The following is a 25,633-nucleotide window of genomic DNA, read 5'->3' on the forward strand; positions in this document are numbered from 1 at the left end:
GAGCTGGCCCCAGTGGTCGGTCGGGCAACCGAGGAGGGCCGTTCGAGTGGGGCCGTGTCAGATGGAAAAGGGGAGTTGAAAGGGCGCAGAGAATTCGCGCCTCTTCGGCTGAATCAACTCAGGATTCGGGCTGCCCGTCTTCGGAAGGCTGCAATCTCGTTGTGATTCCGTATTGCGCCAGCAGGCCCAGCACGTGTCCGATGGCAACGCCGGGCTCGCCCGATTCAATGCGGGCGATCGTCTGCACGTGCACGCCCAGCCGGGCGGCCGCTGCGGCCTGGCCTTCCCCGGCCTGGGTGCGTGCCAGTTTGGCGGCTGCGCCCATGTCCTTGATCGCCTGAAGGGCGGTACTGCCGATGTCGACTGAAATGCGTTTGCCTTGGGCCATCAGGGAATTGTCGCCGCACAATCCCCGCGTGCCTCGAACCCCGCCTGCTCCATCGTCCACGCCGTACTGGCTCTACCTCCTCGAATGCGAGGGCGGCGTGTACTACGTGGGCATCGCGATCGATGTGGAGCGGCGCTTCTTTCAGCATCTCTTCGGAGTGGGCGCCAAGTTCACACGCGCCCGCCCTCCGGTGCGCGTGCTGGCCGCGCGCGAGTATGCGAACAAGGGGGCTGCACTGCGGGCAGAGTTGCAGGTCAAGGCACTGCCTCGTGCCCGGAAGCTGGCCTTCTTCGCGGAGGTGGGGGCGGTTCTCGCCGAGTGATTTGCAGCGAGCGACTTCGGGGAGTTTGTCTGCGTGCCTGCGTCTTTCTTCACGGACACGACTGTTACCTGCATGCCCCATGTATTCCATGCGAGGCGGCCTGCACGTTATCTTCCTTCAGCCAAACCTAAGGTTGGCGAACGATACTGGCGTTGACGGTCTGTTGGCGCTGGCAGAGGTCGCTTTGGTACCGCTCCTGAATGCGGTTCCTCGAGGCTGGCAGTCGTCGCGAATCCCTCGATGTTCCTGCTGCGATGTGAAGCTGCAGGCTTAAAAAAAATGCGCCACTCACTCCTTCGTTATCTCGCCGGTCAATCGCTTCCCGCCACGGTCGCGGGAACAAGCGGCGTTGCCGCCGTGCAAGCCCTTGTTCAAGATGGTCTTGTGAAGGCGATCCTTCCTTCGATCCGCTCTGCTGCAGCGCAATTGCCGGCGGCCACGGTGATCGAATTGACCCGCCTGGGACTGCGCGAGTTGCGCCGCAACCAACCGGCTCCTTCGCCGCAGTAAACGGCCTTTTCGGCTCTGGCAAAGCCTCCCGCACTTTCTCGAGCGCGGGCCATGCGTGAAATACTCCCCGTTTCCGCTATCGAACTTGTGGAGTTTCAGCACTGTCGTACGCAATGTCGACGGTGGCCTATTCCCAAGGCCTCATCCTCTGCATCACACTCTTTTCCAAAATGAAAATTAGGTGGTGCTATGGGAGCGATGAAGGAACTGTCACTTGAGGCGGGCGCGTTTTTGTGCCGCTTCAATATTCCAATCCGGCTGGACGAAGATCGGCATCAATATGTCCCGGTCCTCGGCGTCTTCCGACGCATTCCCTTTGATCGACTCGATCAATGGGTGATGCGGGCGGACGGTCGACCGCGCACCGATCGGGACCTGGCTGCCGAGGTGCTCCTCGAGTTGCGACGACCGCTCGGAACAACGGGCAAGACCGCTTCGCTGCGATTGAGCTTGAGCGAGATCATCGAGTTCGACCGCGCCGCGGCGATCATCGTCGCGACCTTCCTTGCCGAGCTGCCGCGCGAAGCGGCATGCGGGGAAGACCTTGAACTGGCACGCGCGGCATAGCGCGTTCTTCCCGACGTAAAAAAGCCCTCGCGAGGAGGGCTTCTTTGCGATCGGGCAGACGCTGCGTATCAGCAGGCCTTGCCGTGGGCTGCGTGCGCGCCCTTTGCCTTCGCATCGGCTTCGGACATGTACGAGCCATGCTTGGTCTTGCCGAAATACTTGTCGCTGGCGCAGTGATAGACCTTGCCGTTGACCCACACCTGGCCAGGTGCGGCACCTGCTGCAGGCGCTGCTGCTGCGGTTGTGGCGGCTGCCGGCTTTGCAGCAGGGGCAGGCGTTGTGGCCGGTGCGGCTGCAGGTGCCGGAGCGGCGGCAGGCGCGGCTTGAGCCGCTGGGGCAGGGCTCGCTGCAGGGGCTGCAGCAGGCGGCTTCTGCGCGAAGACCGAAGCGGTGAAGACGGTACCAGCGGCCAACAGGATCAGAGCTTTTTTCAAGGTTGCACCTCAAGGTTCGCACGGAAAGACGTGCATGTTGCAACCAACGCGTGGGTCTGATTTCAGTTGACTGTTCGGACACCATGTTGATGCGACTGACCTGATGAGCGGTCATTTTTCACGCTTTGCATCGGCCTTCTTCTGTGGCCTAAATAGCTAGAAGGCGATGGGCGTTCTGCGATGCCGGAGTACTTTTCTCTTCGACGGAGCCTGCCGCACGTTGGCCGTCTTCAGCCCGTCGAAGTCAGCACGCAGGATTTGTCTCATCTGAAACAACTTGTATGACGCATGCAGCAGCGTGGGCAGCGTTCTGCGAGCCGGCGGCTCTCTACGCCGCCTTGACCCTTCGGGCGAAGGCTTCCAACCCATCGATGGTGATCTGCACATGCCGCTCGAAGCTGCTGTCCAGCGGCACTGTCGTGCCGTTGTCCCAGCGCACGATGAAAGCCTTGTTGGCCAGCAACGGCAGGTGTCGCGTGAGCACCGGGTGATCGAGCGGGCGAATGGTGTGGACGCGCTCGCGCAGTTCCTCGGCCCAGGCCTGCGTGTTGTCGGAGGGCAGGGGCGAGAACTCCATCGTCACGAAGCCAAGCATCGCCGCGATCACGCAGTTGTAGGCCTCCAGCAGCGATTCGCCTTCGAAGCCGGCTTCGACCAGCGCCGCGAGCGTGCCCTCGACAAGCTCGGTGGGCAGGCTGCCGTTCGACACCAGCTGCGCACCCAGCAATTGCGCCACGTTCGGATGGCGCCGCACCGTCGCCCGGCAGCGGCGGAACAACTCGGCGATCCATGCCTGCCAGGCCAGCTTGCCCGGAGGCGGGGTGACCTCGGCCATCACCGTCGCAGCGACCTCGGCGAGCAGGGCTTCGCGTGTGCTGACATGCCAGTGCACCGTGGCCGGATAGACGTCGAGCCGCGCCGCGATCTCGCGCATGCTGAAGCCACCGAGGCCGAACTCGTCGATCTGTTCGAGCGCGACTTCGGCGATGCGTTGCTTCGTCAGCGCGGCACCGCCTGCGGGGCGGCCGGCTGTTCTGGGTTTGGGCTTGGCAGGCGTTTTCTTCATGGATGGTGGCATTGTGCCGCCAGTAAATTGCTTGTATAAATAATATTAATTGAGCAACGATCAATTAAGTGCGACGAATGAATCCAGGCGCATCACCATCGAGAGGACATCTCCCATGACCGACACCGCGATCGACCAGGCCCTTGCCAGGGCACATCGGCACTTCACCGACAGCAATCCGGCCAGCCTGCGCCAGTTCGAGGAACAGGCGCGCTACATGCCGGGTGCCAACAGTCGCTCGGTGTTGTTCTATGCGCCGTTCCCGCTCACCATCGCCAAAGGCGAGGGCGCCGCGCTGTGGGATGCCGACGGACACCGCTATGCCGACTTCATCGCCGAGTACACGGCCGGCGTCTATGGCCACTCCGCACCGGAGATCCGCGATGCCGTCTTCGAGGCGATGAATGCCGGCATCAACCTCACCGGACACAACCTGCTCGAAGGGCGGCTGGCCCGGACCATCTGCGAGCGCTTTCCGCAGATCGAGCAACTGCGCTTCACCAATTCGGGCACCGAGGCGAACCTGATGGCGCTCACGGCGGCGCTGCATTTCACGGGGCGCCGCAAGATCGTGGTGTTCTCCGGCGGCTACCACGGCGGCGTGCTGGGCTTTGGCGCAAAGCCGTCGCCGACGACGGTGCCTTTCGACTTCCTGGTGCTGCCCTACAACGACGCGCGGGCCGCGCGCGCGCAGATCGATGCGCATGGCCCGGAGATCGCCGCGATCCTGGTCGAGCCGATGCAGGGTGCCAGCGGCTGCATTCCAGGGCGCCTCGACTTCTTGCAGGCGCTGCGCGACGGTGCCACGCGCGTCGGTGCGCTGCTGGTCTTCGATGAAGTCATGACCTCGCGCCTCGCGCCGCATGGCCTGGCCAACAAACTGGGCATCCGTTCCGACCTGACGACGCTGGGCAAATACATCGGGGGCGGCATGTCCTTCGGCGCGTTCGGCGGGCGCCGTGACGTGATGGCGCTCTTCGACCCGCGCACCGGTCCGCTTGCCCACTCGGGCACCTTCAACAACAACGTGATGACGATGGCGGCCGGTTATGCGGGCCTGACGAAACTGTTCACGCCCGAGGCGGCCGGCGCACTGGCCGAGCGCGGCGACGCCATGCGCGCGCGCCTCAACGCGCTGTGCGAAAAGGAAGGCATCGCGCTGCAGTTCACCGGCCTGGGGTCATTGATGAACGCGCATTTCGTGGTGGACGAAGTGCTGCGGTCCGAAGACCTTGCGGCGGTCGACGGGCGGCTGCGCCAGTTGCTGTTCTTCCACCTGCTCGGCCAGGGCGTCTATGCCTCGCCACGCGGCTTCATCGTGTTGTCGTTGCCGGTGAGCGATGCCGACATCGACCGTTTCGTCGCCGCCATCGGCAGCTTCATCGACGAATACCGGCCGTTGCTGGCGGCGGTCGGCTAACGCGGAACGCTCACGCCCAGCAGCTCGTGCAGGCGGGTGCTGGTGGTCGTGTATTGCAGCGGCACAGCCTTGCCCGGGAACACAATGGCCGTGGCGCCCCAGGCCGCCAGCGTGGCTTCGTGGAAGCCGCAGACGATGAGTTTCTTCTTGCCGGGGTAAGTGTTGATGTCGCCCACCGCGAACACGCCACGCTCACGCGTCTCGTATTTCTCGGTATCGACTGGCACCTGCTTGCGCTCCAGTTCCAGGCCCCAATCGGCGATGGGGCCTAGGCGCGGCGAGATGCCGAGGCAGGCGACCAGCGCATCGAGCGGCAGGTCAATGGTCGTGGCGTCCGGCGTGGTGATCTGCAACCGCGTGCCGTCGAACGCCGTCGGCTGCCCGACCTTGAAGGCCAGTTTGCCGGCAGCCACCAGCGCGCGCATCGATGCCACGGTGTCTTCGTTGGCCTGGAAGCCGTCGCGCCGGTGAACCAGCGTGACCTGCGCGGCCGTGGCCGAGAGGGCGATGGCGGTTTCGAGCGCGATGTCGTCGCCGCCATTGACCACCACGGTCTGACCGGCGAAACGGTCCAGCGAATCGGGGTGATAGAAAAGCGACGTGCCCTCGAGGCGCTCGATGCCTTCCACGGCGATGCGCTTGGGCACGAAGGCGCCGACACCCGCTGCGATGAACACTGTTTTCGTGAGGAAGGCCGTGCCGGCCGACGTTGTCATCAGCAACCGCCCATCGTCCTGGCGGGCCAGCGTGGCCACCTGTTCGCCGAAGTGAAACTGCGGCTTGAACGGCGCGACCTGCTGCAGCAGCGATTGCGCGAGTTCACGCCCGCTGGTCACCGGCGTGCCGGGAATGTCGTAGATCGGCTTTTGGCCATACAGCGCCACGCACTGGCCGCCCGCGGCGGGCAGTGCATCGACGATGTGGCAGGAGATTTCAAGCAGGCCCAGCTGGAAGGCCTGGAACAGCCCCACAGGGCCGGCACCGACGATCAGTGCGTCGGTTTCGACGGGCGCGGTGGGCTGGTTCAGCGCACCAGCTCCCCGACCTTGTCCGTCTTGTCCTTCCACTCTTCAGCGTCGGGCAGGGCGGGCTTGCGCTTGGTGATGCTTTTCCAGCCGTCGGCCACGGCCAGTTCGGCATTGATCTTGATGAAGGCGATCTGGTTGGCCGGGAGGTCTTCCTCGGCGTAGATCGCGTTGACCGGGCATTCGGGGATGCAGACCGCGCAGTCGATGCATTCGTCCGGGTCGATCACCAGCATGTTGGGACCTTCGCGGAAGCAATCCACGGGACAAACGTCCACACAGTCGGTGTATTTGCAACGGATGCAGGCTTCGGAGACGACGTGGGTCATTTGTCTTTTAACGTCAGTGTGTCGGGGGAAACCCGAGATTTTAGGCCTTTGCGGCGGCAGGCTGCACGAGCACGGCAGCGGCGGTCTTGTGGGAGGCCGTATCGACCAGCACCAGGGAGCCCAGCGCACGCGATTGCGTGAAGGGCAGCACCGCCAACGGCTGCTGCAGCGCCAGCACCACGTCGCCGATGGAATTGGCTTCCAGCTGCGTCGCCGGCTCCGAATCGAGCGTCGTGATGTTCACCCGGTCGACGATGCGCGCCACCTTGGCCTTGACCCAGCGGTGGCCCTGCAGCGCCCAGTACACACGGCCCGCGACCAGTGGCTCGTCGTCGAGCCAGGCCACGGTGGCGGTGATCTCGCGCACCGGCTCGAAAGCCTCAGGGGCCAGCAGCCAGTCGCCGCGCGACACGTCGACCTCGCGGTCGAGCACGATGCCGGCGCTGTGGCCCGCATGCACCGACTTCGGCTGGCGCGTGTGGCTCAGCACCTGGGCGACGGTGGCGGTCTGGTTGCTCGGCAGCACGGTCACGCGCTGGCCGGGCTCCACATGGCCCGATGCCACGCGGCCCCAGAACACGCGGCGGCCCTGCGAGGTGTCGGCGGACGAAGAGAACTTTTCGACCCACTGCACCGGAAAGGCAAAGGGCACGGCCTCGTCCTGCGCGGTGACCGGCAGGTCTTCGAGCAATTCGAGCAGGCTCGGGCCTTCGTAGCCGACCCAGTCGGCATGGCGCGTGGCCACGTTCCAGCCCTTGAGGGCCGAGATCGGCACGATGGCGGCGACCTTCACGCCGGCCGCTTCGGCAAAGGCATTCAGCGCGGTCGAGATGCGCTCGAAGGCCAGGCCGGCGTCGTCGATGGCGTCGAGCTTGTTGACCGCGAACACGATCGACTGAACGCGCAGCAGATGGGCCAGCAGCGTGTGGCGGCGCGTCTGCGGCAGCAGCTCGCGCTTGACCACGGTGCCGTCTTCCACTTCGGCGGCCCAGGCCAGCTTGGTTGCATCGACCAGCACCACGGCGGCATCGGCGGCCGAGGCGGCGGTGACCATGTTGCGCGTGTACTGCTCATGGCCCGGCGCGTCGCCGATGATGAACTTGCGCTTGGCGGTCGAGAAGTAGCGGTAGGCCACGTCGATCGTGATGCCTTGCTCGCGCTCGGCCGAAAGGCCGTCGGTCAGCAGGGCCAGGTCGGTTTCGCCGCCGCGTTGCACGCCGGCGAGCTGGTCTTGCAGCACGGTCTTGCTGTCCACCAGCAGGCGGCCGATCAGCGTGCTCTTGCCGTCGTCGACCGAGCCGCAGGTGATGAAGCGCAGGGCGGTGCCGGTGTCGCCGTGGATGTCGGTGATGACGGGGATTGCAGTCGTCGCGCTCATCAGAAGTAACCGTCTTTCTTTCGTTTTTCCATGGAGGCTTCGGACGTCATGTCGTCCATGCGGGTGGCGCCGCGTTCGCTGACGTCGACCGACAGCGTTTCCAGCACCACGTCGCCCGCGTCGGCCGCAAGGCTCTCGACCGGGCAGGTGGTCGTGATGTCGCCCACGGTGCGAAAGCGCACGTCGCGCACCTGCACGGTTTCGCCGTCGCGTGGCGGCGTGAGCTCGGTCACCGGCACCAGCAGGCCGCGGCGCTCGACCACTTCGCGCTTGTGCGTGTAGTAGATCGAGGGCAGGCCGACGTGCTCGCGCTCGATGTATTGCCACACGTCGAGTTCGGTCCAGTTCGAGATCGGGAACACGCGGAAGTGCTCGCCCGGAGCCAGGCGCGTGTTGAACAGCGTCCACAGCTCGGGGCGCTGGTCCTTGGGTTGCCATTGGCCGAAGGAATCGCGGTGCGAAAAGATGCGCTCCTTGGCGCGCGCCTTTTCTTCGTCGCGGCGGGCACCGCCGATCAGCGCATCGAAGCGAAACTCTTCAATGGCTTCGAGCAGCGTCACCGACTGGTGCGCATTGCGCGATTCGCCCGGGTGCGCCAAGCGCACGGTGCCGCGCTTCATCGAGTCTTCGACATTGCGCACGATCAGCTCGGCGCCCAGTTCCTTCGCGCGCTGGTCGCGGTAGGCCGTCACTTCAGGGAAGTTGTGGCCCGTGTCGATCATCAGCAGCGGGTAGGGAATGCGGCCCACGCCGAAGGCCTTCTCCGCGCACTTGAGCAGCACCAGCGAATCCTTGCCGCCCGAAAACAGCAGGGTGGGGCGCTCGAAGGCGGCCGCCACCTCGCGCAGGATGAAGATGGTTTCTTCTTCCAGCGCATCGAGGTGCGTGTTGGACAGGTGTGCCGGTGACAGCAGCAGTTCGGTTTCGGTACGGGCGTTCATCGGGTGAGGTGCTGAATGCGAAGAGTCGGTGGGGCGTGAGGCGAGGCGCTGGCTCTCAGTGCGAGAGATGCAATCCGCACTCGCGGTTGTCTTCGCCCTTGGTCGGGTCCACGTAGTCGAAGTTGTTGGGCAGGCCATGCGCCGTGCAGTACTCGTACAGGTCCTTGGACGACCAGTGCAGCAGCGGCGCGACCTTGATCAGCCCGTCGGGGTTGACGCTGACCGGGTCCATCTGCGCACGCACGGCCGTGTCGGTCGCCCGCAGCGCGGTGAACCAGACCTTCGGTGCCGTCTCGCGCAATGCGCGGGCAAAGGGCTCCAGCTTGACCTCTTCAGTGAACGCGGCGTGGCGCGGATCGTCGAGCGCCGGCGTCGCACCTTCCACCGCTTCGCGATGCGCGCGCGAGCGGCGTGGCAGGTAGATGTGCAGATCAAGACCCAGAAGCTTCGTCACTTCGTCGGCAAAGCGGTAGGTGGCTTCGGTGTTGTAGCCGTTGTCCATCCAGATCACCGGAACATCGCGCCTGGCGCGCGTGACCATGTGCAGGATCACGGCTTCGAACGGACGGAAGTTGGTGGTGATGATCGAAGGCTGGCCGAGGCCGATCGCCCAGTCCACCAGGCCTTCGGCGTTGCGGCCGAGGTCGGTGTTGATGCGCGCGAAGTCGATATCCGTGGCGATGCTCATGTCGGGTCCGATGCGGTCTCAGTTGCCGGCTGCCACGAAGTGCGGCGCGGTCTTCACCGCATCGCCTTGATAGAAGGCGGAGAAGCGGTCGAACTGGCGCTGCGCGTCGGAGGCGTCCACGCCTTCTTTCAGCACGGCGCTCGAGAAGCCGGTGCGTTCCATCTGCACCAACTGGTCGATCAGCACGTCGCCCGTGGCGCGAATGTCGCCGGTGAAGCCCAGGCGGCGGCGCAGCAGGAAGGCCTGGCTGTACGCACGGCCGTCGGTGAACTTCGGAAAGTTCAGGTCGATGCGTTCGATGTCCGCCAGGCAGACCTCGATGGCGAGCGGGTCGGCATCGTTGGCCAGTTGCAGGACCTTCGGGTCGCCGTCGTCGATGTGCTCTTCGGCCGAGAGGATGTTCAGAGTCTTGTTCATGCTGCCTCCTCCACCTTGAATCGCGCACCGTTGGCCGCGGCCTTGAACGGGTCGTGGCCCACGCGGCGCAGGGTGTCGATGAAGGTCTCGCCGCCTTCGCGGGTGTCGCGGTATGCAGTAAGCACGGCTTCGATCACGCCTGGCACTTCGGCCGCCGAGAACGAGGGGCCCACGGCCTTGCCGGCTTGCGGCGTGCCGCTGAGTGCCGAACCGTCGGAGCCGCCCAGCGTGACCTGGTACCACTCCTTGCCGTCCTTGTCGACGCCCAGGATGCCGATGTGGCCGCTGTGGTGGTGGCCGCACGAGTTGATGCAGCCGCTGATGTGCAGGTCGATCTCGCCGAGGTCGTCGAGCTCGTCGAGGTCTTGATAGCGCTCGGTGATTGCTTCGGCAATCGGGATCGAACGCGCATTGGCCAGCGCGCAGAAGTCGCCACCGGGGCAGGCGATCATGTCGGTCAGCAGGTGCACGTTGGCGCTGGCAAAGCCGGCGGCGCGGGCGGCGAGCCACAGCGCGTGCAGGTCTTCGGCATGCACCCAGGGCAGCACCACGTTCTGGTCGTGCGTCACGCGGGCTTCACCGGCCGAGAAGCGGTCGGCCAGCAGCGCGAGCGTGTCGAGCTGGTCGGCCGACGCATCGCCGGGCGCCTGCTTCAGGCGCTTGAACGACAGCGTGACGGCGCGCAGCGCGGGGTTCTTGTGCGGTGCCACGTTACGGGCGAGCCAGCGCGCGAACTGCACGTCGTCGGCGGCGTGGGTGCGCAGCTCGGCGTCGGTCTTCTCGGCGCTTTGCAGCACGCGGGTGGCCAGCGTCGGCGGCACGAAGGAGGCGGCCACGCGGTCGTACTCTTCCTGCGTGATGGTGTGCGGTGCGCCGTCGTGTTCGAGGATCTGCTTGTACTCGGCGTCCACGTCGTCGATGTAGCGCTGGCCTTCGGCCTTCACCAGGATCTTGATGCGCGCCTTGTAGATGTTGTCGCGGCGGCCATAGCGGTTGTAGACACGGATCACCGCTTCGAGGTAATTCATGATCTGCTGCCAGGGCAGGAACTCGCGCAGCACGGTGCCGATGATCGGCGTGCGGCCCATGCCGCCGCCGACCTGCACGCGGAAGCCGATTTCGCCGGCTTCGTTCTTCACCACGTGCAGGCCCACGTCGTGCCAACCGGTGGCGGCGCGGTCTTCGGTGGCGCCGGTGATGGCGATCTTGAACTTGCGCGGCAGGAACGCGAACTCGGGGTGCAGCGTGCTCCACTGGCGCATGATTTCCGCGAAGGGGCGCGGGTCGGCGATTTCGTCGATGGCGATGCCGGCGCGCTCGTCACTCGTGATGTTGCGGATGCAATTGCCGCTGGTCTGGATGCCGTGCATGTCGACCGAGGCCAGCAGGTCCATCACGTCGGCCGACTTGGCCAGCGGAATCCAGTTGAACTGGACGTTCTGGCGCGTCGAGAAGTGGGCGTAGTGGGTCGGGAGCTTCTGGCTGCCGAGCAGGCCCTGCGTTTCGATGGCTTTCTTGTAGACCTCGGCTTCGGGTTCGTCGTACTCGCGGGCAATCTTGGCCAGCACACGCAACTGGCGGCTCGAAAGCTCGCCGTAGGGCACGGCCACGCGCAGCATCGGTGCGTAGCGCTGGACGTACCAGCCGTTCTGCAGCCGCAGCGGGCGGAACTCGTCCTCGTGCAGGCGGCCCTTTTGCCAGCGTTCGAGCTGGTCTCGGAATTGGGCAGCGCGTTGGTGAACGAACTGGCGATCGAATTCTGTGTATTGGTACATCGTGCGTGCTGTGTCTTGAGAAGTGCGGTGCCGAACGTGAAACGGGGCGCCCCAGCAAGAAGCCGAGATTCTGAAAGGGGGCCTTATGGAAACAAACTATTTTTTGGTTCGCGCCTTATCCGGATAAGCATATTCACCAGTCCCCATGCGGGTTTTCAGACGGTTGGATGCTTATTCCGGATAAGGCGCGGGCGCCTGGGAAGGCTTGCTCGGCCCGGGAATTCTAGGAACAGAACGAAGTTCCGGCTGGCGCGGGGCGGGCCGCGTCCGGTTCCGGCGCAGCCTGCCTAAAGTTTTCCGCCGAACCGCCGATATCAAGCCATGGAGAGCGGCCAACGGGGCCGCTTTTTCCCCTCAGGCTCGACGGCACCGCCCGTGTCTTGCCGCCGTCTTTCCGTCCCCCCTTGCGTTCTGGAGTTCGATCATGTTCTTGAGCAATGTCTCGATTGGCAAGCGCCTTGCCATCGTGCTGGGCGCCATCCTGGCGCTCTTTCTTGCCACCAGCGTTGCCGCGGTGCTGAAGCTGCAGCAACTGAGCCTGGAGATCGACGCCATGATCCAGGACAACGTCAAGACCGAGCGCGCGGGCTCCGACTGGCTGCGCCACACCACGTCGGGCGTGCAGCGCGCGGCGGCCATCGCCAAGAGCGGCGACACCAGCCTGATCGAGTACTTCGCACCCGCAACAGCCAAGTCGATCAAGGAAACCAACGAGCTGCAGAAGTTCATCGAGACCAAGCTGGTCAGGCCCGCCGAGCGCGAGCTGTTCGAGAAGGTCGGCAACCTGCGCAAGGCCTACCTGGCTTCGCGCGAAGAGGTGAGCAAGCTCAAGCAGATCGGCGACCTGGCGGGCGCCAGCCGTGCCTTCGAAGACCAGTTCCAGCCGACGTCGACCAGCTACCTTGCCGGCGTGCAGCAGGTCGTGGACATGCAGCGCGAGCAGCTCGACGCCGCCGCGGCCCGCGCCAAGGATCTGCAGGCCCAGACCCGCACGCTGCTGATCGTCTGCTCCGCCGTGAGCCTGGTGCTGGGCGCGCTGCTGGCGTGGCAACTGGCACGTAGCATCACCCACCCGCTGCGCAGCGCCGAAACGATTGCCCAATCGATTGCCGACATGGACCTGACAGGCATGCCCCAGCCGGGCTACGCCAAGGACGAAACCGGCCGCCTGCTGCGCGCGCTCGACCTGATGCGCTCGGCCCTGCAGGGCTCGCTGATGCAGGTGCATGGGGTCGTGATGAACGTCTCGACCGCCAGCACCCAGATCGCGATGGGCAACCAGGACCTGTCGTCCCGCACGGAAGCGCAGGCAAGCTCGCTGGAGCAGACCGCCGCATCCATCGAGGAGCTGACGTCGACCGTCAAGCAGAACGCCGACAACGCGCGCCAGGCCAACCAGCTGGCCACGTCCGCGTCCGAAGTGGCGGTGAAAGGCGGCAGCGTGGTGTCGCAAGTGGTCGACACCATGGGCTCGATCAATGCCTCGTCGAAGAAGATCGTCGACATCATCGGCGTGATCGACGGCATCGCCTTCCAGACCAATATCCTGGCGTTGAACGCGGCGGTTGAAGCGGCCCGTGCCGGCGACCAGGGGCGCGGCTTCGCGGTGGTGGCGTCCGAAGTGCGCAGCCTTGCGCAGCGCTCGGCTGCCGCGGCCAAGGAAATCAAGACCCTGATCGGCAACTCCGTCGAGAAGGTCGAAGAGGGCAGCCGGCAGGTGGCCGATGCGGGCCGCACCATGGACGAGATCGTGGGCAGCGTGAAGCGCGTGACCGACATCATGGGCGAGATCAGCGCAGCGAGCCAGGAGCAGACCTCGGGCATCGAGCAGATCAACCAGGCCATCACGCAAATGGACCAGGCGACACAGCAGAACGCCGCGCTGGTTGAAGAGGCCTCGGCCGCCGCACAGTCGCTTCAGGAGCAGGCCGGCAGCCTGTCGAAGATCGTCGGCGAGTTCAAGCTGGAACAGGGCGGCCAAGGCGGCCGGAGCGCAACTCCGGCCCTGGGCTACGCGGGCTGATTGGGTAGCTAGCGCTTCAGCGCAGCATCGTCGACATCGCCGAGCAGCAGTTCAGCATGCGCACGGCCGCCTCGACCGTGTCGGCCGTGAAGCACAGGGTCACGCCGTCGACGCGCTCGAAGTTCGGCCACTGGCAGAACAGATCGGCCAGCGCGGGCGACTGGCAGCGCAGCCTGACGGTCTGCGGCCCCTTGAAAACCAGCGGCTTGGCATCGGCACGCGCCGCCAACGCCTCTTCAATCCCCGCGCGAATCGCATGGCGCGACTGCTCGGGCGACAGCGACACGCCGCTGTTGTTTCCCGTGGCCCGCTTGGTCTGCACGAAGGTCGCGTGCGGAAACAGCGGCCGGTTCTCGGCGATGAACACGTCGTCGCCGCTGCCCATCACCACCGGGGCGCCGTACTCGCCGGCCAGCGCGCCATAGACGCCGGCTTCGCCCAGCTCCTGCTCGCCGAACCAGATGCCGGCAAAGGCAAAGCCGTTGATCGTGTGCGCGAGGATGCCGCGCCCCTGCGCGCGCGAGTGGTAGCCCACCATGCAGACCGCGTCCACGCCTTCGTCCACGCCGGCCACCATGCTCAGGTAGCGCGGCTTGCCCTGCACCACGCGCGCACGCGCATCGAGCACGTCGGGCGGCATGTTGCGAAAACCGCCGTGCGAGTCGTTCACCAGCACGTCGGTGGCGCCTGCATCGAATGCACCGGCAATGGCCGCGTTGGCCTCGTGCGCCATCAGCAGGCGGGCACGTTCGTATTCCGGATTGCCCTGGCGCGTCTGCTCGGGGTGGTAGACGCCGGCAACGCCTTCGATGTCGGTGGAGATCAGGACTTTCATGGGGCGAAGGCTTTCCTCAGGCGAGGGGTGAAAGGGAAGACGCCGGCAGCAACTCGCCGAGCGCGGCGCGGTGGTTGCCGTCGCGGCCCGTGACGGGCGTCGCGCGCCACAGCGCATGAAGAATAGCCTGCTCGGTGCTGTCGGCCGCGGCCTGGAACAGGCCATCGAGCAGCCCGTCGTGCAGCATCGCCACAGCCGGCATGGGCCGCTCGATGCGGTCGGGCACGGTGTAGGCGATCGAGAAGGCGAGCACGATGTCGCCGCTGCCGTGGCCGAAGACCGAGCCCGTGCGGGCCAGCCCTGCACCCGCGCGCAACGCCAAGCGGCGCAACTGGCGCGCATCGAGCGGCGCGTCGGTGGCGACGACGATGATGATCGAGCCCTTTTCAGGTTCGCCCGACACCGCGGCGTTGCGCGATGCCTGCAGCGCCGCCAGCCGCTCGCCGACCGCATGGCCCGCCAGCAGCATCTGCGGCTGGCGCCCGTAGTTGGCCAGCACCAGCGCGCCGACCGTGTGCAGCCCGCCGTCGCGCGACGACACACGGCGCGAAGCGCTGCCGATGCCGCCCTTGAGCTGGAAGCTCGACATGCCGCGCCCCGCGCCGACCGAGCCCTGCGCGAAGTCGACGGCGGCGCTGTCGAAGGCGCGCAGATAGTCGGCCTCCGTCACCGCCATCCGCTGGATGTCGTTCAGAAAGCCGTCGTTGCACTCGAAGACCAGCGGGTTGACCGTGGGCAGCGCCCGCCCGGTCTCGGGGTTGGCCGCCGCGCACTGGCGGATCTGCGCCGTGGCCACGGTGCCGACCGAGAAGGTGTTGGTCAGTGCGATCGGCGTTTCGAGCACGCCGAGCTCGGCGACCTGCACCAGCCCCACGCTCTTGCCAAAGCCGTTGAGCACCACGGCAGCCGCCGGCACCTTGTCGCGGAACGGGTCGCCCGCGTGCGGCCGGATGACCGTCACGCCGGTCTGCACTGCGCCATCGCTCAGCGTCTGATGGCCGACCGTGACGCCCGCGACATCGGTGATGGTGTTGCGTTCGCCCTGGAGCAGGTGGCCGATGAAGGGCAGGGGAGAAGTCTGCGTGAGGGATGGCATGAAGAACGGAAAGACTACGTGCGGTCGATCTTCGGATCGAGCGCGTCGCGCAGGGCGTCGCCCAGCAGGTTGAAGGCGAGCACGGTGAAGAAGATGGCCAGGCTGGGGAACAGCGCCACGTGCGGCGAGGTCACCATGTCGGCGCGGGCTTCGTTGAGCATCGCGCCCCACTCGGGCGTCGGCGGCTGCGCACCCATGCCCAGGAAGGAAAGGCTGGCCGCCGTGATGATCGAGGTGCCCACGCGCATCGAGAAATACACCACGATCGACGAGATGGTGCCGGGCAGGATGTGCCGCACGATGATGGTCCAGTCCGAGGCGCCGATGCTGCGCTCGGCCTCGATGTAGGTCTGCTGCTTGAGCACCAGCGTGTTGCCGCGCACGAGGCGCGCGAACGCCGGCACGCTGAACACCGACACGGCCACCACCACGTTGGTCATGCTGCTGCCCAGGATGGCCACCACGCCCAGCGCCAGCAGGATGCCGGGGAAGGCGAACAGCACGTCCGAGATGCGCATCACGATGCGGTCCCACCAGCCTTCGTAGTAGCCCGCGAGCAGGCCGAAGGCGGTGCCCACGAAGCCGCCCACCAGCACCGACAGGAAGCCGGCCGCCAGCGAGATGCGCGTGCCTGCCAGGATGCGGCTGAAGATATCGCGGCCCAGCGGATCGACGCCGAACCAGTGCGTGGCCGAAGGCCCGCTGTTGAGCATGTCGTAGTCGAAGAAGTTCTCGGGATCGAAGGGCACGATCCACGGCGAGAACACCGCGATGAACACCAGCAGCAGCACGAAGAGGGCCGCCACGATGCCCACGGGCTGTTTCTTGAAGCGGCGCCAGCATTCGCCCCAGGGCGTGCGGACCTTGCCTGCGGTCAGCGCAACGGCAACGGGAGACAGAGGAACGATGGATTCGGCAGGCACGCCGGTAGCTTGCGTCATGGCTGCTTGCTCACTTGTAGCGGATGGTCGGGTTGATGTAGCCGTACAGCACATCGACCACGAGGTTGATCAGGATGAATTCGAGCGAGAACAGCAGCACCAGCGTCTGGATGACGGGGTAGTCGCGCATCTGCACCGCGTCCACCAGCAGGCGGCCCAGGCCCGGCCAGTTGAAGACCGCCTCCACAAGAATGGAGCCGCCCAGCAGAAAGCCGAACTGCAGGCCCATCATCGTGACCACCGGAATCAGCGCGTTGCGCAGCGTGTGCTTGAACACCACGCGGGTTTCGTGCACGCCCTTGGCACGCGCGGTGCGCACGAAGTCTTCCTGGATCACTTCGACGAAAGACGCACGCGTGAAGCGCGCCATCACGGCCGCGACGGCCGCGCCCAGCGTGATCGAGGGCAGGATGTAGTGCTTCCAGGTGGCGGCGCCCACGGTGGGTAGCCAGCCGAGCTGGACCGAGAAGATCTGCATCAACAGCATGCCAAGTGCAAATGCGGGAAAGGAGATGCCCGAGACCGCGAGCGTCATGCCCAGCCGGTCGGGCCATTTGTTGCGGTACACCGCTGAGACGATGCCGATCCCCATGCCGAAGATCACCGCCCACACCATGCTGGTGATGGTCAGCATCACCGTCGGGAAGAAGCGCTCGGCAATCTCCGTGGACACCGGCCGCCGCGTGCGGATCGAGGTGCCGAAGTCGCCCTGCAGCATGTGGGTGAAGAAGTTCACGAACTGCTGTGGCAGCGGCTTGTCGAGGCCCAGCTCCTGGCGCACCATGGCCACGGTCTGCTCGTCGGCGTCCTGTCCGGCGGCAAGGCGCGCTGGGTCGCCGGGCAGCATGTGGACGAACAGGAACACCAGCACTGCCACGATGAGCAGCGTCGGGATCAGGCCCAACAATCGTTTGAGGAAGTAATTCAGCATGGGGTGCGGTTGTCGCGAACGGGCGGCAGCAAAGGGCCGCCGCCCGCCGGACAGTCAGTCAGGAAACGAAGAGCGCGCGATCAGTTCGACACCGACACGGCGTCGATGTTGATGTTCGCGTCGGGCATCACGAACACACCCGACAGGCGCTTGGCGTGCGCCGACAGGTTCTGCTCGGTGACCAGCGGCACGCGCGGCAGGTCCTTGCGGATCTCGTCCTGCGCGGTCTTGTAGAGCGCTGCCTTTTCCTTGTCGTCCACCGTCACCAGCGCCTTGGCCAGCGCGGCGTCGACCACGTCGCTCTTGTAGAACGACATGTTGTTGAGCTTCGGTGCCCACGACTCCGAGGCGAACAGTGGGCGCAGGCCCCAGTCGGCTTCACCGGTCGACGACGACCAGCCCGTGTAGTACATGCGGACCTTGGCCGTCTTCGGGTCGGGCCATGCATCGACCTGCTCGGTGCGCTGACCCACTTCGAGCGCCTGCACCTGCAGCTTGATGCCCACCTGCGCGAGCTGCTGCTGCACGAACTGGATGGTCTTCTGGCTGGTCGTGTTGTTGTAGGCGCTCCACAGCACCGACTCGAAACCGTTGGGGTAGCCGGCTTCGGCCAGCAGTTCCTTGGCCTTCTTCACGTCGTAGGGAATGGGCGCCATCTTCTCGGCGAACTTCACGCCCTGCGGCATCACGCCTTGCGCGGGGAAGGCATAGCCGCCGAAGGCGACCTTCGACAGCGCTTCCTTGTTGATGGCGTAGCCGATGGCTTCGCGCACCTTCGGGTTGTCATAGGGCTTTTGCAGCATGTTGAATGCCAGGAAGCGCGTGATGATCGAAGGCGATGCCACCACTTCGAGCTTGTCGCTCTTCTTCAGCAGCTCGGCCTGCTCGTAGGGAATCGGGAAGGCGAAGTCGGCTTCGCCGGTCTGCAGCATGGCGGCGCGCGTGTTGTTCTCGAGCACCGGCTTCCATTGCAGGTTGTCGATCTTCGGGTAGCCCTTCTTCCAGTAGCCGTCGAACTTCTTGGCCTTGACCGCGTCGGTCTGCTTCCACTCGACGAACTCGAAGGGGCCGGTGCCCACGGGGTGGAAGGCGATGTCCTTGTTGCCCCACTTCTTCAGCGCGGTCGGCGAGATCATCGCGGCCGATGCGTGGGCCAGCGAGTTGATGAAGGGGCCGAAGGGCTCCTTCAGCGTGATGCGCACGGTGCTGGGGTTCACGGCCTCGACCTTGCCGACGCGGTTGAACTGGTTGTAGCGCAGCAGCTTGTTGTCTTGATTCAGCACGCGGTCGAGCGTGACCTTGACGGCTTCCGCATTGAAGTCGGTGCCGTCGTGGAACTTCACGCCCTGGCGCAGCTTGATGGTGTAGACGAGGCCGTCCTTCGACACGTCGTAGCTCTCGGCGAGCACGTTCTGCACCTTCAGGTCCTTGTCGAACTGGAACAGGCCTTCATAGAAGGTCTTGGTCACGGCCGTGGTGATGGTCGTGTTGGTGTTGTACGGGTCCAGCGTTTCCGGCTGGTAGCCGATGGCCAGCACCACGTCTTTGGCGGCCAGCGCCGTGCCCGATGCGGCAATGGCGGCCAGGCCCAGCAGTGCGGATGCCCATCGCAGGGAGGAAGAAGATGGCTTCATGGAAGAACTCCAGTCGGTTCGTGGAAAAAAGCAGGAGGGCCTGCGGGATGAAAAACGGTTCGGGTTCAGAAGGTCGGAGGCTCAGAAAGCGCCGCCGATGGCATGCCGCGCCACGAAGTGGCCCGGCGCGACCTGCACCAGCGGCGGCACGTCGGGCTCGTCGCCGACCGCGCGGATCGGGCTGGGGATTTCGCCTTCGAGCAGCGCGCGCGGCTTGTGGCGGCGCGACGGGTCGGCCACCGGCACCGCCGCCATCAGCTTGCGCGTGTAGGCGTGTTGCGGTGCCTCGAACACCGCGCGTCGCGGGCCGATCTCGACGATCTGGCCCAGGTACATCACGGCCACGCGGTGGCTGATGCGTTCGACCACCGCCATGTCGTGCGAGATGAAGAGAAAGGCCACGCCCAGCTCGCGCTGCAGGTCGAGCATGAGGTTGACGATCTGCGCCTGGATCGACACGTCCAGGGCCGACACCGACTCATCGGCCACCACCACCTTGGGGTTCAGTGCCAGGGCGCGTGCAATGGCGATGCGCTGGCGCTGGCCGCCCGAGAACTCGTGTGGATAGCGTTGCGCCACTTCGGGCGGCAGGCCGACCTTCTGCAGCAGCCAATCGACGCGCTGCTGCGCTTCGGCGCCCTTGGCGATGCCGTGGATCAGCAGCGGCTCCATGATCGAGAAGCCCACCGTCACGCGCGGATCGAGAGAGGCGAACGGGTCCTGGAAGATGAACTGGATGTTGCGGCGCAGCGCCTGCAGTTCGCGCGTGGGCAGCTCGCGGATGTTCTTGCCGCCGAACTCGATGGCACCGCTCTGGCTTTCGACCAGGCGCAGCAGCGAGCGGCCGGTGGTCGACTTGCCGCAACCCGATTCGCCGACCAGCGCCAGCGTTTCGCCGGGGTACAGGTCGAAGCTGATCTTTTCCACCGCATGCACGCGGCGCTTGACGCGGCCGAAGATGCCGCTGCGCACGTCGAAGCGCGTGACGAGGTCGCGCACCCGAAGAATGGGCCCGGCTTCTTCGCGCACCGTGTCTTGCGGCGTGGTGTGGTCGCACGGCGCCATCTCGGCGCTGGCTTCCGTGCGCAGCAATTCGAACTTGGCCGGCAGGTCGGTGCCCTGCATCGCGCCCAGCTTCGGAACGGCCGACAGCAGCGCCTTCGTGTAGGGGTGCTGCGGCGAGGCGAAGACGGTATCCGACGTGCCGGCTTCGACCTTGTCGCCGCGGTACATGACCAGCACGCGGTCGGCAATCTCGGCCACCACGCCCATGTCGTGCGTGATGAAGAGCACGCCCATGCGCATCTCTTTCTGCAGCTCGCGGATGAGCTGGAGAATCTGCGCCTGGATCGTCACGTCGAGCGCCGTGGTGGGCTCGTCGGCAATCAGCAGCTGCGGCTTGCACGACAGTGCCATCGCGATCATCACGCGCTGGCGCATGCCGCCCGACAGCTGGTGCGGAAAGCGGTCGAGCACGTTGCGCGCTTCGGGAATGCGCACCAGCTCCAGCATGCGCAGCGCCTCGGCGCGCGCGGCCGCATTGCTCTTGCCCTGGTGGATGCGGATGGCCTCGGCGATCTGGTCGCCGGCGGTGAACACCGGGTTCAGCGACGTCATCGGCTCCTGGAAGATCATCGCGATGTCGGCACCGCGAATGCCGCGCATCGTGTTGTCGCGCGCCTGCGCCAGGTCGAGCACTTCGCCGTTGCGGCGGCGAAACGCCATGCTGCCGCCGAGGATGCGGCCACCGCCGTGCTCCACCAGCCGCATCAGCGCGAGCGAAGTCACCGACTTGCCAGAGCCCGATTCGCCCACCACCGCGAGCGTTTCGCCGTGATCGACGTGAAAGGACAGCTTCTTGACGGCATCGACGGTGCGCTCCGAGGTCGAGAAGCGAACAGTGAGATCGTCGACGGCGAGAACGCGGCCGTCCGGCAGGGCGAGGGCAGGGGTGGACATGGGAGTGCGAGAGAAAGAGGGCGCGCGTGTCAGGCGAAGATGGCAGTCACGGGCGCTTGGTCGCCGCGCGCGTGGCCGCGGTACATGCCTTCGGTGTTGAAGGCGAGGCTCAGGTTGCCGTGGCGGTCGATGGCGATCAGCCCGCCGGTGCCGCCGATGGCGGGCAGCGACTGCTGCACCACCGCGTGCGTGGCGGCTTCGAGCGTGGCGCCGCCGTAGGCCATGCGGGCGCAGACGTCGTAGGCCGCGGCGACGCGGATGAACATTTCGCCGCTGCCGGTGCAGGACACGGCGGCGGTGCGGTCGTCGGCGTAGGTGCCGGAGCCGATGAGGGGCGTGTCGCCGATACGGCCGACGCGCTTGTTGGTCATGCCGCCGGTCGAGGTGGCGGCCGCCAGGTGGCCGTGCACGTCGAGCGCGACGGCGCCCACGGTGCCGAACTTCTTGTCTTCGTCCAGCGGCGGCGTCATGGCCGCGCCTTCGTGGTCGACCACCACGCGGCCGGTGTCGCGCACGCGGTAGAGCTGCTGGCGGCGCGCCTCGGTGGAGAAGAACGAGGGCTCGACCATTTCCAGCCCGCGCTCGCGTGCAAAGACCTCGGCGCCCGCGCCGGCCAGCAGCACGTGCGCGCCGTCTTCGAGCACGGCACGCGCGGCGCGCACCGGGCGGCGCACGTGGCACACGCCAGCGATGGCACCGGCGGCGAGCGTGGTGCCGTCCATCACGGCGGCGTCGAGTTCATGGGTTTCATCGTGGGTGAAGACCGCGCCGTGGCCCGCGTTGAAGAGCGGGCAGTCTTCGAGCATTTCGACGGCCAGGCATGCGGCGTTGAGGGCGCTGGCGCCCTTCAGCAGCATGCCTTGCGCTGCAAGCACGATGGCGTGCAGGGCATCGTGATAGGCCTGCGCCTGCTCGGGGCTGGTCGTGGCGGCGCTGATGGTGCCGGCGCCGCCGTGGATGGCGATGACGGGCGTGGTGTTCTTCATCGGGAAGCTTTCTTTTTCTTCTTGGCGGCGCCGTTCAGGGCGGCGTCGTCGGAGGTACCGGTGGTGCGCGCTGCAAGGCCGTCGATGCGCGGCAGCCCGTTCGCGCCGTGCAGCCAGGGCCGCAGCACCTGCAGCGTGCGGCGGGCCGACTGCACCGGGTCGGGCGCCCGCAGCGCCACGGCGCTGGTCAGCGCCTCGACCAGCGCGAGCACGCTGGTTTCGCAATTCGGGCGGTAGTTGGTTTCGGTCTGGCAATACAGCGCCACGTCGGCCAGCGGCGCCATGGGCGAGGTCGGGCGGTCCGTGAGCGCGATCACGCCGCAGCCCTGGTCGCGTGCGATCTGCGCGAGCATCACGGTGTCGGTCAGGTAGCGCGGGAAGGTGAGGCCGATGAACACGTCCTTCGGGCCCGCGTGCATCAGCGAGCGGGCCGCATGCGTGACGCCGCTCACGCCGGGGAGCAGGCGCACGTCGCGGCAACTGCTGTCCAGCCCGTGCTGCAGCAGGCCCGCGAGCCAGCCGCTCGCGCCGAAGCCCGCGATGTAGATCGAACGCGCCCTGCCGATGCGCTCCACCGCGGCTTCGCAGGCGGCGTAGTCCAGCGTCTGGCGCGTGGCCTCGATGTTGCGGCGGCTCTCGTCGAGCGCGGTGGAGAACACCTCGGCCACCGTGCTCGGACGCTCCAGGTTGCCGCGCAGCCGCTCCACAGGCGCCACCAGCGGCTCGAAGCCCCGCACGAGCTCGGCACGGAAGGTGGCGTAGCCGTCGAAGTCCAGCGCGCGGGCGAAGCGGTTGGCCGTGGCGACCGAGACGCCTGCGGCTGTGGCGAGTTCGTCGATGGGCAGCGTGGCCACCTGCAGCGGGTGCTCCAGCACGTAGTCGGCCACTTGCCGGTGCGAACGCGTCAGCCGCGGCAGCGCCTGCGCAATGCGCTGGGCCACGGTGGTGCCTGGGGTGTCGACGTTGGTGCTCATGCGGGGAGTGGGGCGCCCGAAGGGGTGCGGTTTATGAAAATGAGTTTACAAATATAAGTCAGATAAGAAAATTTTCTGTCATTTTGAGACGAAGTTGCAAGTAACGGGCCAGCGGCGAGGGGGCTTTTCTTGCCCGGTTCGAACGCGGCATGCGCGTCGTTTCCCTCGTGGGGCGGTCGTTTAAGCTCGACGCAGTTCGGCCTCTAGGTGTTTTCCCGATGTCTTCGTTTCGTTCACCGTCAGCAGCAGCCGACACCGGCAATGCCGCCGCATTCGCCCAGCCCGCGCCAACGCGGAATTTCAGGATCGACATCCTTCGCGGGATCGCGATCTCGCTGGTGCTGCTGCTGCACTTCCACCTGTCGTACTCGCTGGTCGACAGCCCGCTGGCGGCCGTGTTGCCGGAGGAGTTCATCAAGTCCCTGGCGCGCAACGGCAACTACGGCGTGACGATGTTCTTCGCCGTCTCGGGCTATCTCATCACGTCGACCACGCTGCGGCGCTACGGCAGCCTTGGCAACGTGGACGTGCGCAGCTTCTATGCCTTTCGCTTCGCGCGGATCGTGCCGTGCCTTGTGGTCGCGCTGGCCGTGATCGTCGGGTTGGGGCTGCTGAAGCAGCCCGCCTTCATGAACGTCGCCAAGCCCGGCTGGCCCGAGGTCGGCTACCCGGTGGCGGTGCTGTCGGTGCTGAGCTTCTGGCACAACGTGCTGATGCAGCACGCGTGGTACTTCAACTACGCGATGAACATCTACTGGTCTCTGTCGGTGGAAGAGGTGTTCTATCTCGCGTTCCCGCTGCTGTGCTTCGGGCTGAAGCGCCAATGGGCCATCGTGGCCGTGTGGGCGGTGGCGATCGTCGCGGGGCCGGTCTATCGCAGCTTTCATGCGGACGACGAGATCTACTTCATGTACGGCTATCTGGCGTGTTTCGACGCGGTGGCCTTCGGCTGCTGTGCCGCGTTGCTGGCGCAGCACATCCGGCTCGACAGCTGGGGTGGCCGCCAGCTCCAGCTGGCAGCGGCCTGCCTCGTGGCCGTGACGTACCTGCGCGGGATTCACGGCAACGAAGTCTTTGGCTTCACCGTCATTGCGGCCGGCACCGCCGTGCTGCTGATCGGCGCGCACAACGAGCGCGTGCCGGGCTGGGCACTGCGAAGCAGGGCGCTGGCGGCGCTGCGCTGGCTGGGGCGGCACAGCTACGAGCTGTACCTCTTCCACATCATCGTGCTGGGGTTGATGCGCAGCTTTGTGCCGCGCGGGGCGATGCCTGCCGTGTGGAAGCTGCCGGCGATGGGGTTCTTCGTTGCGGCTTCGGTGGCGGTGGCTTGGGGCATTGCGCGGTTTTATTCGGAGCCGATGAATGCGAGGCTCAGGGGCTTTCTGTTGCGCAAGCGGGTGGCTTCCTGACTTTGCTTTGCCTGCCGGCTTGGGTGTGTTCGGGGGCGTGTGCACAGGACACCGGGTACTCCCCTCCGCGAATGTCCCCCGCCTTCGGCTCCTCCTTTATTTCGCTGCGGGGAGCACCCGGTGCCCTGCGCACGATGAGCGCGGTCGTTGTGCTGGGCGATCAACGGGTGCTCTGCTGATCACGTCGGAGTGAGCGGACCCGGAAGCAGGTGCAACGCCCATCCGGCCGCATAGAGGCCAAAACCGAACACACCGTGCGTGACGAGGCTGTGGAAGCGCGCGATGTTCGGGCGCGGCGTGCGGCTGGCCGCGATGCCTGCGCCCATGCCCGGCTGCATCACCAGGAAAGGCGCGGCCACGCTGGCGATGCCGACGATCATCGGGGGGCCAAGCGTCGGGTGGTGAATCCATTCGAGGCCCCAGATCGCCAGCAGCACGGCTGCGAACGCGATGCCGATGGCGTAGTGGGCTGTCCATCCGATTGCGCGCTCGCCCTTCACGGGAGCGGAGGCACCGATGGGCGCGTGGCGAAAGCGGCCGCGCGTCAGGTACACGAGCCAGCGGCCGACCAGCGCGTAGTCGAGCGACGGGATGCCGAACAGTTGCTTGCGGACGATGGCCCAGATGTCCATCACCGCTGTCGCACCCGCTCCGATCAGGGCGGCGGATGCGAGATAAGTCATCGCCTCAGACATTGGCAGCATCCTTCGGCGCGGCCGATGCGGAAGCTGCACGTGCACAGACCATCCAGCAGGCTGCGGTCAGGCGAACTTCATCGCCGTGCACGTACGGCTCGAAGGCGGTGCGGATCGTTTCGATGACTTGCGCGCGCGCTGGCTCGTCGATGGCTGCCAGTGCCAGTCCGACGGGGCCGAGGCGGGAGAGGTAAGTGCGCAGGTCTTTCTCGGGGAAGGTGCAGGCCAGGTCGACCGGCTGGATGTCGATGCCGGTCCAGCCGCTGTCTTCCAGCAGGGCCTCAATCCGGTGCCGGTCGGCGAAGGCGAACTGTCCGGGTGTGCCCGGTTTGCGAACGGGGAGGTTCGGCAGCAGTGGCGCCGCGGCACGTTCGGCGGTCGTCATGAACGGGTTTTCCGCGGCGCTGCGCCATGCGATGAAGCGAAGTTGGGCGCCATCCCGCGCGGCACTTCGCAGGTTCGCAAAGGCGAGGACGGGATCGTCGAAGAACATGACGCCCAGGCGCGAAACGATCAGGTCGAAGCTTGCGGGCTCGAACGCATGGGTCTGCACGTCGGCGCAGATGAAGCTGGCCGGCAGGCCTTCGCGTTCGGCGCGCGTTCGGGCCGCCGCGATCATCGGCTCCGAGATGTCGATGCCGGTGCAGTGGCCCTGGGCGCCTTGCCTCCGCGCGAGCGCGCGTGTGATGGCGCCGGTGCCGCAACCCACGTCGAGCACGCGGCCCGGCGGGGTGGTGCGCATCGCTTCGACCAGCAGGTCTTCGAGCGGTTGGAACAGATGGTCGAGCGTGGCTTGCACATCGACCCAGGCGTGGCCGGCGAGGCCATTCCAGAGCTTGGCCTGTTCGTCGTAGGCATGCTGCATGTCAGTCATGATCGTCTTCCTTTGC

At 66.1% G+C, this 25,633-nt stretch carries 25 protein-coding genes and 1 pseudogene; 6 read left to right on the forward strand and 20 right to left on the reverse strand.

Going from position 1 to position 25,633, the window contains the following annotated elements:
* Positions 1–118: 118 nt before the first annotated feature.
* Positions 119–388 (reverse strand): helix-turn-helix domain-containing protein, encoded by a 270-nt coding sequence (locus ACGLHS_RS15190; RefSeq protein ID WP_394480846.1) that lies wholly within the window; start codon positions 386–388, stop codon positions 119–121.
* On the opposite strand from ACGLHS_RS15190, the gene ACGLHS_RS15195 reads away from it, so the two are divergent.
* The 3 genes from ACGLHS_RS15195 (at position 369) to ACGLHS_RS15205 (ending at position 1,787) form a co-directional block, all read left to right on the forward strand.
* Entirely contained in the window at positions 369–710 is a 342-nt protein-coding gene (locus tag ACGLHS_RS15195) for a GIY-YIG nuclease family protein (protein WP_394481465.1), read from the forward strand. The genes ACGLHS_RS15190 and ACGLHS_RS15195 overlap by 20 nt on opposite strands.
* Positions 711–950: 240 nt before the next feature.
* Positions 951–1,220 carry a hypothetical protein gene (locus tag ACGLHS_RS15200; protein WP_394480848.1) on the forward strand — a complete coding sequence of 90 codons (270 nt, stop codon included), beginning with the start codon at positions 951–953 and terminating at the stop codon, positions 1,218–1,220.
* A gap of 198 nt (positions 1,221–1,418) precedes the next feature.
* Complete coding sequence (locus ACGLHS_RS15205) at positions 1,419–1,787, forward strand: hypothetical protein (protein WP_256327298.1); 369 nt, start codon at positions 1,419–1,421, stop codon at positions 1,785–1,787.
* A gap of 68 nt (positions 1,788–1,855) precedes the next feature.
* On the opposite strand, the pseudogene ACGLHS_RS15210 reads toward ACGLHS_RS15205, so the two are convergent.
* A pseudogene (locus tag ACGLHS_RS15210) lies at positions 1,856–2,146 on the reverse strand (hypothetical protein); the annotation flags it as partial.
* A gap of 403 nt (positions 2,147–2,549) precedes the next feature.
* Positions 2,550–3,287 (reverse strand): TetR/AcrR family transcriptional regulator, encoded by a 738-nt coding sequence (locus ACGLHS_RS15215; RefSeq protein ID WP_093240602.1) that lies wholly within the window; start codon positions 3,285–3,287, stop codon positions 2,550–2,552.
* A 115-nt stretch (positions 3,288–3,402) separates the two neighbouring features.
* Here ACGLHS_RS15215 and ACGLHS_RS15220 point away from each other — a divergent pair, with 115 nt between their 5' ends.
* Positions 3,403–4,707, forward strand: a complete 1,305-nt coding sequence (locus tag ACGLHS_RS15220) for an aspartate aminotransferase family protein (protein ID WP_394480851.1) — start codon at positions 3,403–3,405, stop codon at positions 4,705–4,707.
* On the opposite strand, the gene ACGLHS_RS15225 is transcribed toward ACGLHS_RS15220, so the two are convergent.
* From ACGLHS_RS15225 to ACGLHS_RS15255, 7 genes are read right to left on the reverse strand one after another with little or no spacing between them, the layout of a single operon-like run.
* Positions 4,704–5,774 (reverse strand): NAD(P)/FAD-dependent oxidoreductase, encoded by a 1,071-nt coding sequence (locus ACGLHS_RS15225; protein ID WP_394480853.1) that lies wholly within the window; start codon positions 5,772–5,774, stop codon positions 4,704–4,706. The two genes, ACGLHS_RS15220 and ACGLHS_RS15225, sit on opposite strands and share 4 nt — an antisense overlap.
* Positions 5,732–6,061: a ferredoxin FdxA gene (gene fdxA, locus ACGLHS_RS15230; protein WP_093240594.1), complete on the reverse strand. Its 330-nt coding sequence runs from the start codon at positions 6,059–6,061 to the stop codon at positions 5,732–5,734. Before fdxA ends, ACGLHS_RS15225 begins: the two co-directional genes overlap by 43 nt.
* A 40-nt stretch (positions 6,062–6,101) precedes the next feature.
* Positions 6,102–7,439: a sulfate adenylyltransferase subunit 1 gene (locus ACGLHS_RS15235; RefSeq protein WP_093240592.1), complete on the reverse strand. Its 1,338-nt coding sequence runs from the start codon at positions 7,437–7,439 to the stop codon at positions 6,102–6,104.
* Positions 7,439–8,380, reverse strand: a complete 942-nt coding sequence (gene cysD, locus ACGLHS_RS15240) for a sulfate adenylyltransferase subunit CysD (RefSeq protein WP_093240588.1) — start codon at positions 8,378–8,380, stop codon at positions 7,439–7,441. Before cysD ends, ACGLHS_RS15235 begins: the two co-directional genes overlap by 1 nt.
* Before the next feature lie 55 nt (positions 8,381–8,435).
* A complete protein-coding gene (locus ACGLHS_RS15245) occupies positions 8,436–9,068 on the reverse strand; it encodes a phosphoadenosine phosphosulfate reductase family protein (RefSeq protein ID WP_093240585.1) in 633 nt (210 codons plus the stop codon).
* Positions 9,069–9,086: 18 nt separating this feature from the next.
* Positions 9,087–9,485, reverse strand: coding sequence for a DUF934 domain-containing protein (locus ACGLHS_RS15250; RefSeq protein ID WP_093240582.1), 399 nt, complete (start codon positions 9,483–9,485; stop codon positions 9,087–9,089).
* Entirely contained in the window at positions 9,482–11,260 is a 1,779-nt protein-coding gene (locus tag ACGLHS_RS15255; RefSeq protein WP_394480858.1) for a nitrite/sulfite reductase, read from the reverse strand. Before ACGLHS_RS15255 ends, ACGLHS_RS15250 begins: the two co-directional genes overlap by 4 nt.
* Positions 11,261–11,684: 424 nt before the next feature.
* On the opposite strand from ACGLHS_RS15255, the gene ACGLHS_RS15260 reads away from it, so the two are divergent.
* Complete coding sequence (locus ACGLHS_RS15260) at positions 11,685–13,283, forward strand: methyl-accepting chemotaxis protein (protein WP_394480860.1); 1,599 nt, start codon at positions 11,685–11,687, stop codon at positions 13,281–13,283.
* 16 nt (positions 13,284–13,299) lie between these two features.
* Here the strand turns inward: ACGLHS_RS15260 and ACGLHS_RS15265 are convergent, their stop codons facing one another.
* The 8 genes from ACGLHS_RS15265 to ACGLHS_RS15300 form a co-directional block, all read right to left on the reverse strand.
* On the reverse strand, positions 13,300–14,118 hold the full coding sequence (locus ACGLHS_RS15265; protein ID WP_394480862.1) for a M55 family metallopeptidase: 819 nt from the start codon (positions 14,116–14,118) through the stop codon (positions 13,300–13,302).
* A 16-nt stretch (positions 14,119–14,134) separates the two neighbouring features.
* Positions 14,135–15,214, reverse strand: a complete 1,080-nt coding sequence (locus ACGLHS_RS15270) for a P1 family peptidase (protein WP_394480864.1) — start codon at positions 15,212–15,214, stop codon at positions 14,135–14,137.
* A gap of 14 nt (positions 15,215–15,228) precedes the next feature.
* The gene (gene gsiD, locus ACGLHS_RS15275) at positions 15,229–16,155 is read right to left on the reverse strand and encodes a glutathione ABC transporter permease GsiD (RefSeq protein ID WP_394480866.1); all 927 of its coding nucleotides are present in this window, start codon (positions 16,153–16,155) and stop codon (positions 15,229–15,231) included.
* 10 nt (positions 16,156–16,165) lie between these two features.
* Positions 16,166–17,086: a glutathione ABC transporter permease GsiC gene (gene gsiC, locus ACGLHS_RS15280; protein WP_093240567.1), complete on the reverse strand. Its 921-nt coding sequence runs from the start codon at positions 17,084–17,086 to the stop codon at positions 16,166–16,168.
* Positions 17,087–17,166: 80 nt separating this feature from the next.
* Positions 17,167–18,720, reverse strand: a complete 1,554-nt coding sequence (gene gsiB, locus ACGLHS_RS15285; RefSeq protein ID WP_093240564.1) for a glutathione ABC transporter substrate-binding protein GsiB — start codon at positions 18,718–18,720, stop codon at positions 17,167–17,169.
* An 81-nt stretch (positions 18,721–18,801) separates the two neighbouring features.
* Positions 18,802–20,679 carry a dipeptide ABC transporter ATP-binding protein gene (locus ACGLHS_RS15290; protein ID WP_093240560.1) on the reverse strand — a complete coding sequence of 626 codons (1,878 nt, stop codon included), beginning with the start codon at positions 20,677–20,679 and terminating at the stop codon, positions 18,802–18,804.
* Between the two features lie 29 nt (positions 20,680–20,708).
* On the reverse strand, positions 20,709–21,665 hold the full coding sequence (locus ACGLHS_RS15295) for an isoaspartyl peptidase/L-asparaginase family protein (RefSeq protein WP_394480869.1): 957 nt from the start codon (positions 21,663–21,665) through the stop codon (positions 20,709–20,711).
* Positions 21,662–22,639 (reverse strand): MurR/RpiR family transcriptional regulator, encoded by a 978-nt coding sequence (locus ACGLHS_RS15300; RefSeq protein WP_394480871.1) that lies wholly within the window; start codon positions 22,637–22,639, stop codon positions 21,662–21,664. Before ACGLHS_RS15300 ends, ACGLHS_RS15295 begins: the two co-directional genes overlap by 4 nt.
* Positions 22,640–22,857: 218 nt before the next feature.
* Between ACGLHS_RS15300 and ACGLHS_RS15305 the strand changes: the two genes are divergently transcribed.
* On the forward strand, positions 22,858–24,048 hold the full coding sequence (locus ACGLHS_RS15305; protein ID WP_394480873.1) for an acyltransferase family protein: 1,191 nt from the start codon (positions 22,858–22,860) through the stop codon (positions 24,046–24,048).
* A 179-nt stretch (positions 24,049–24,227) separates the two neighbouring features.
* Here the strand turns inward: ACGLHS_RS15305 and ACGLHS_RS15310 are convergent, their stop codons facing one another.
* Together ACGLHS_RS15310 and ACGLHS_RS15315 are read right to left on the reverse strand one after the other, a co-directional pair.
* On the reverse strand, positions 24,228–24,743 hold the full coding sequence (locus ACGLHS_RS15310; RefSeq protein WP_394480875.1) for a DUF2938 domain-containing protein: 516 nt from the start codon (positions 24,741–24,743) through the stop codon (positions 24,228–24,230).
* The gene (locus tag ACGLHS_RS15315) at positions 24,736–25,617 is read right to left on the reverse strand and encodes a class I SAM-dependent methyltransferase (RefSeq protein WP_394480877.1); all 882 of its coding nucleotides are present in this window, start codon (positions 25,615–25,617) and stop codon (positions 24,736–24,738) included. The genes ACGLHS_RS15310 and ACGLHS_RS15315 overlap by 8 nt, the downstream gene beginning before the upstream one ends.
* Positions 25,618–25,633: the final 16 nt, after the last annotated feature.

Origin of the sequence: Variovorax sp. VaC1, from assembly GCF_043658315.1 — a bacterium.
In the GTDB taxonomy this organism is placed as follows: domain Bacteria; phylum Pseudomonadota; class Gammaproteobacteria; order Burkholderiales; family Burkholderiaceae_C; genus Variovorax.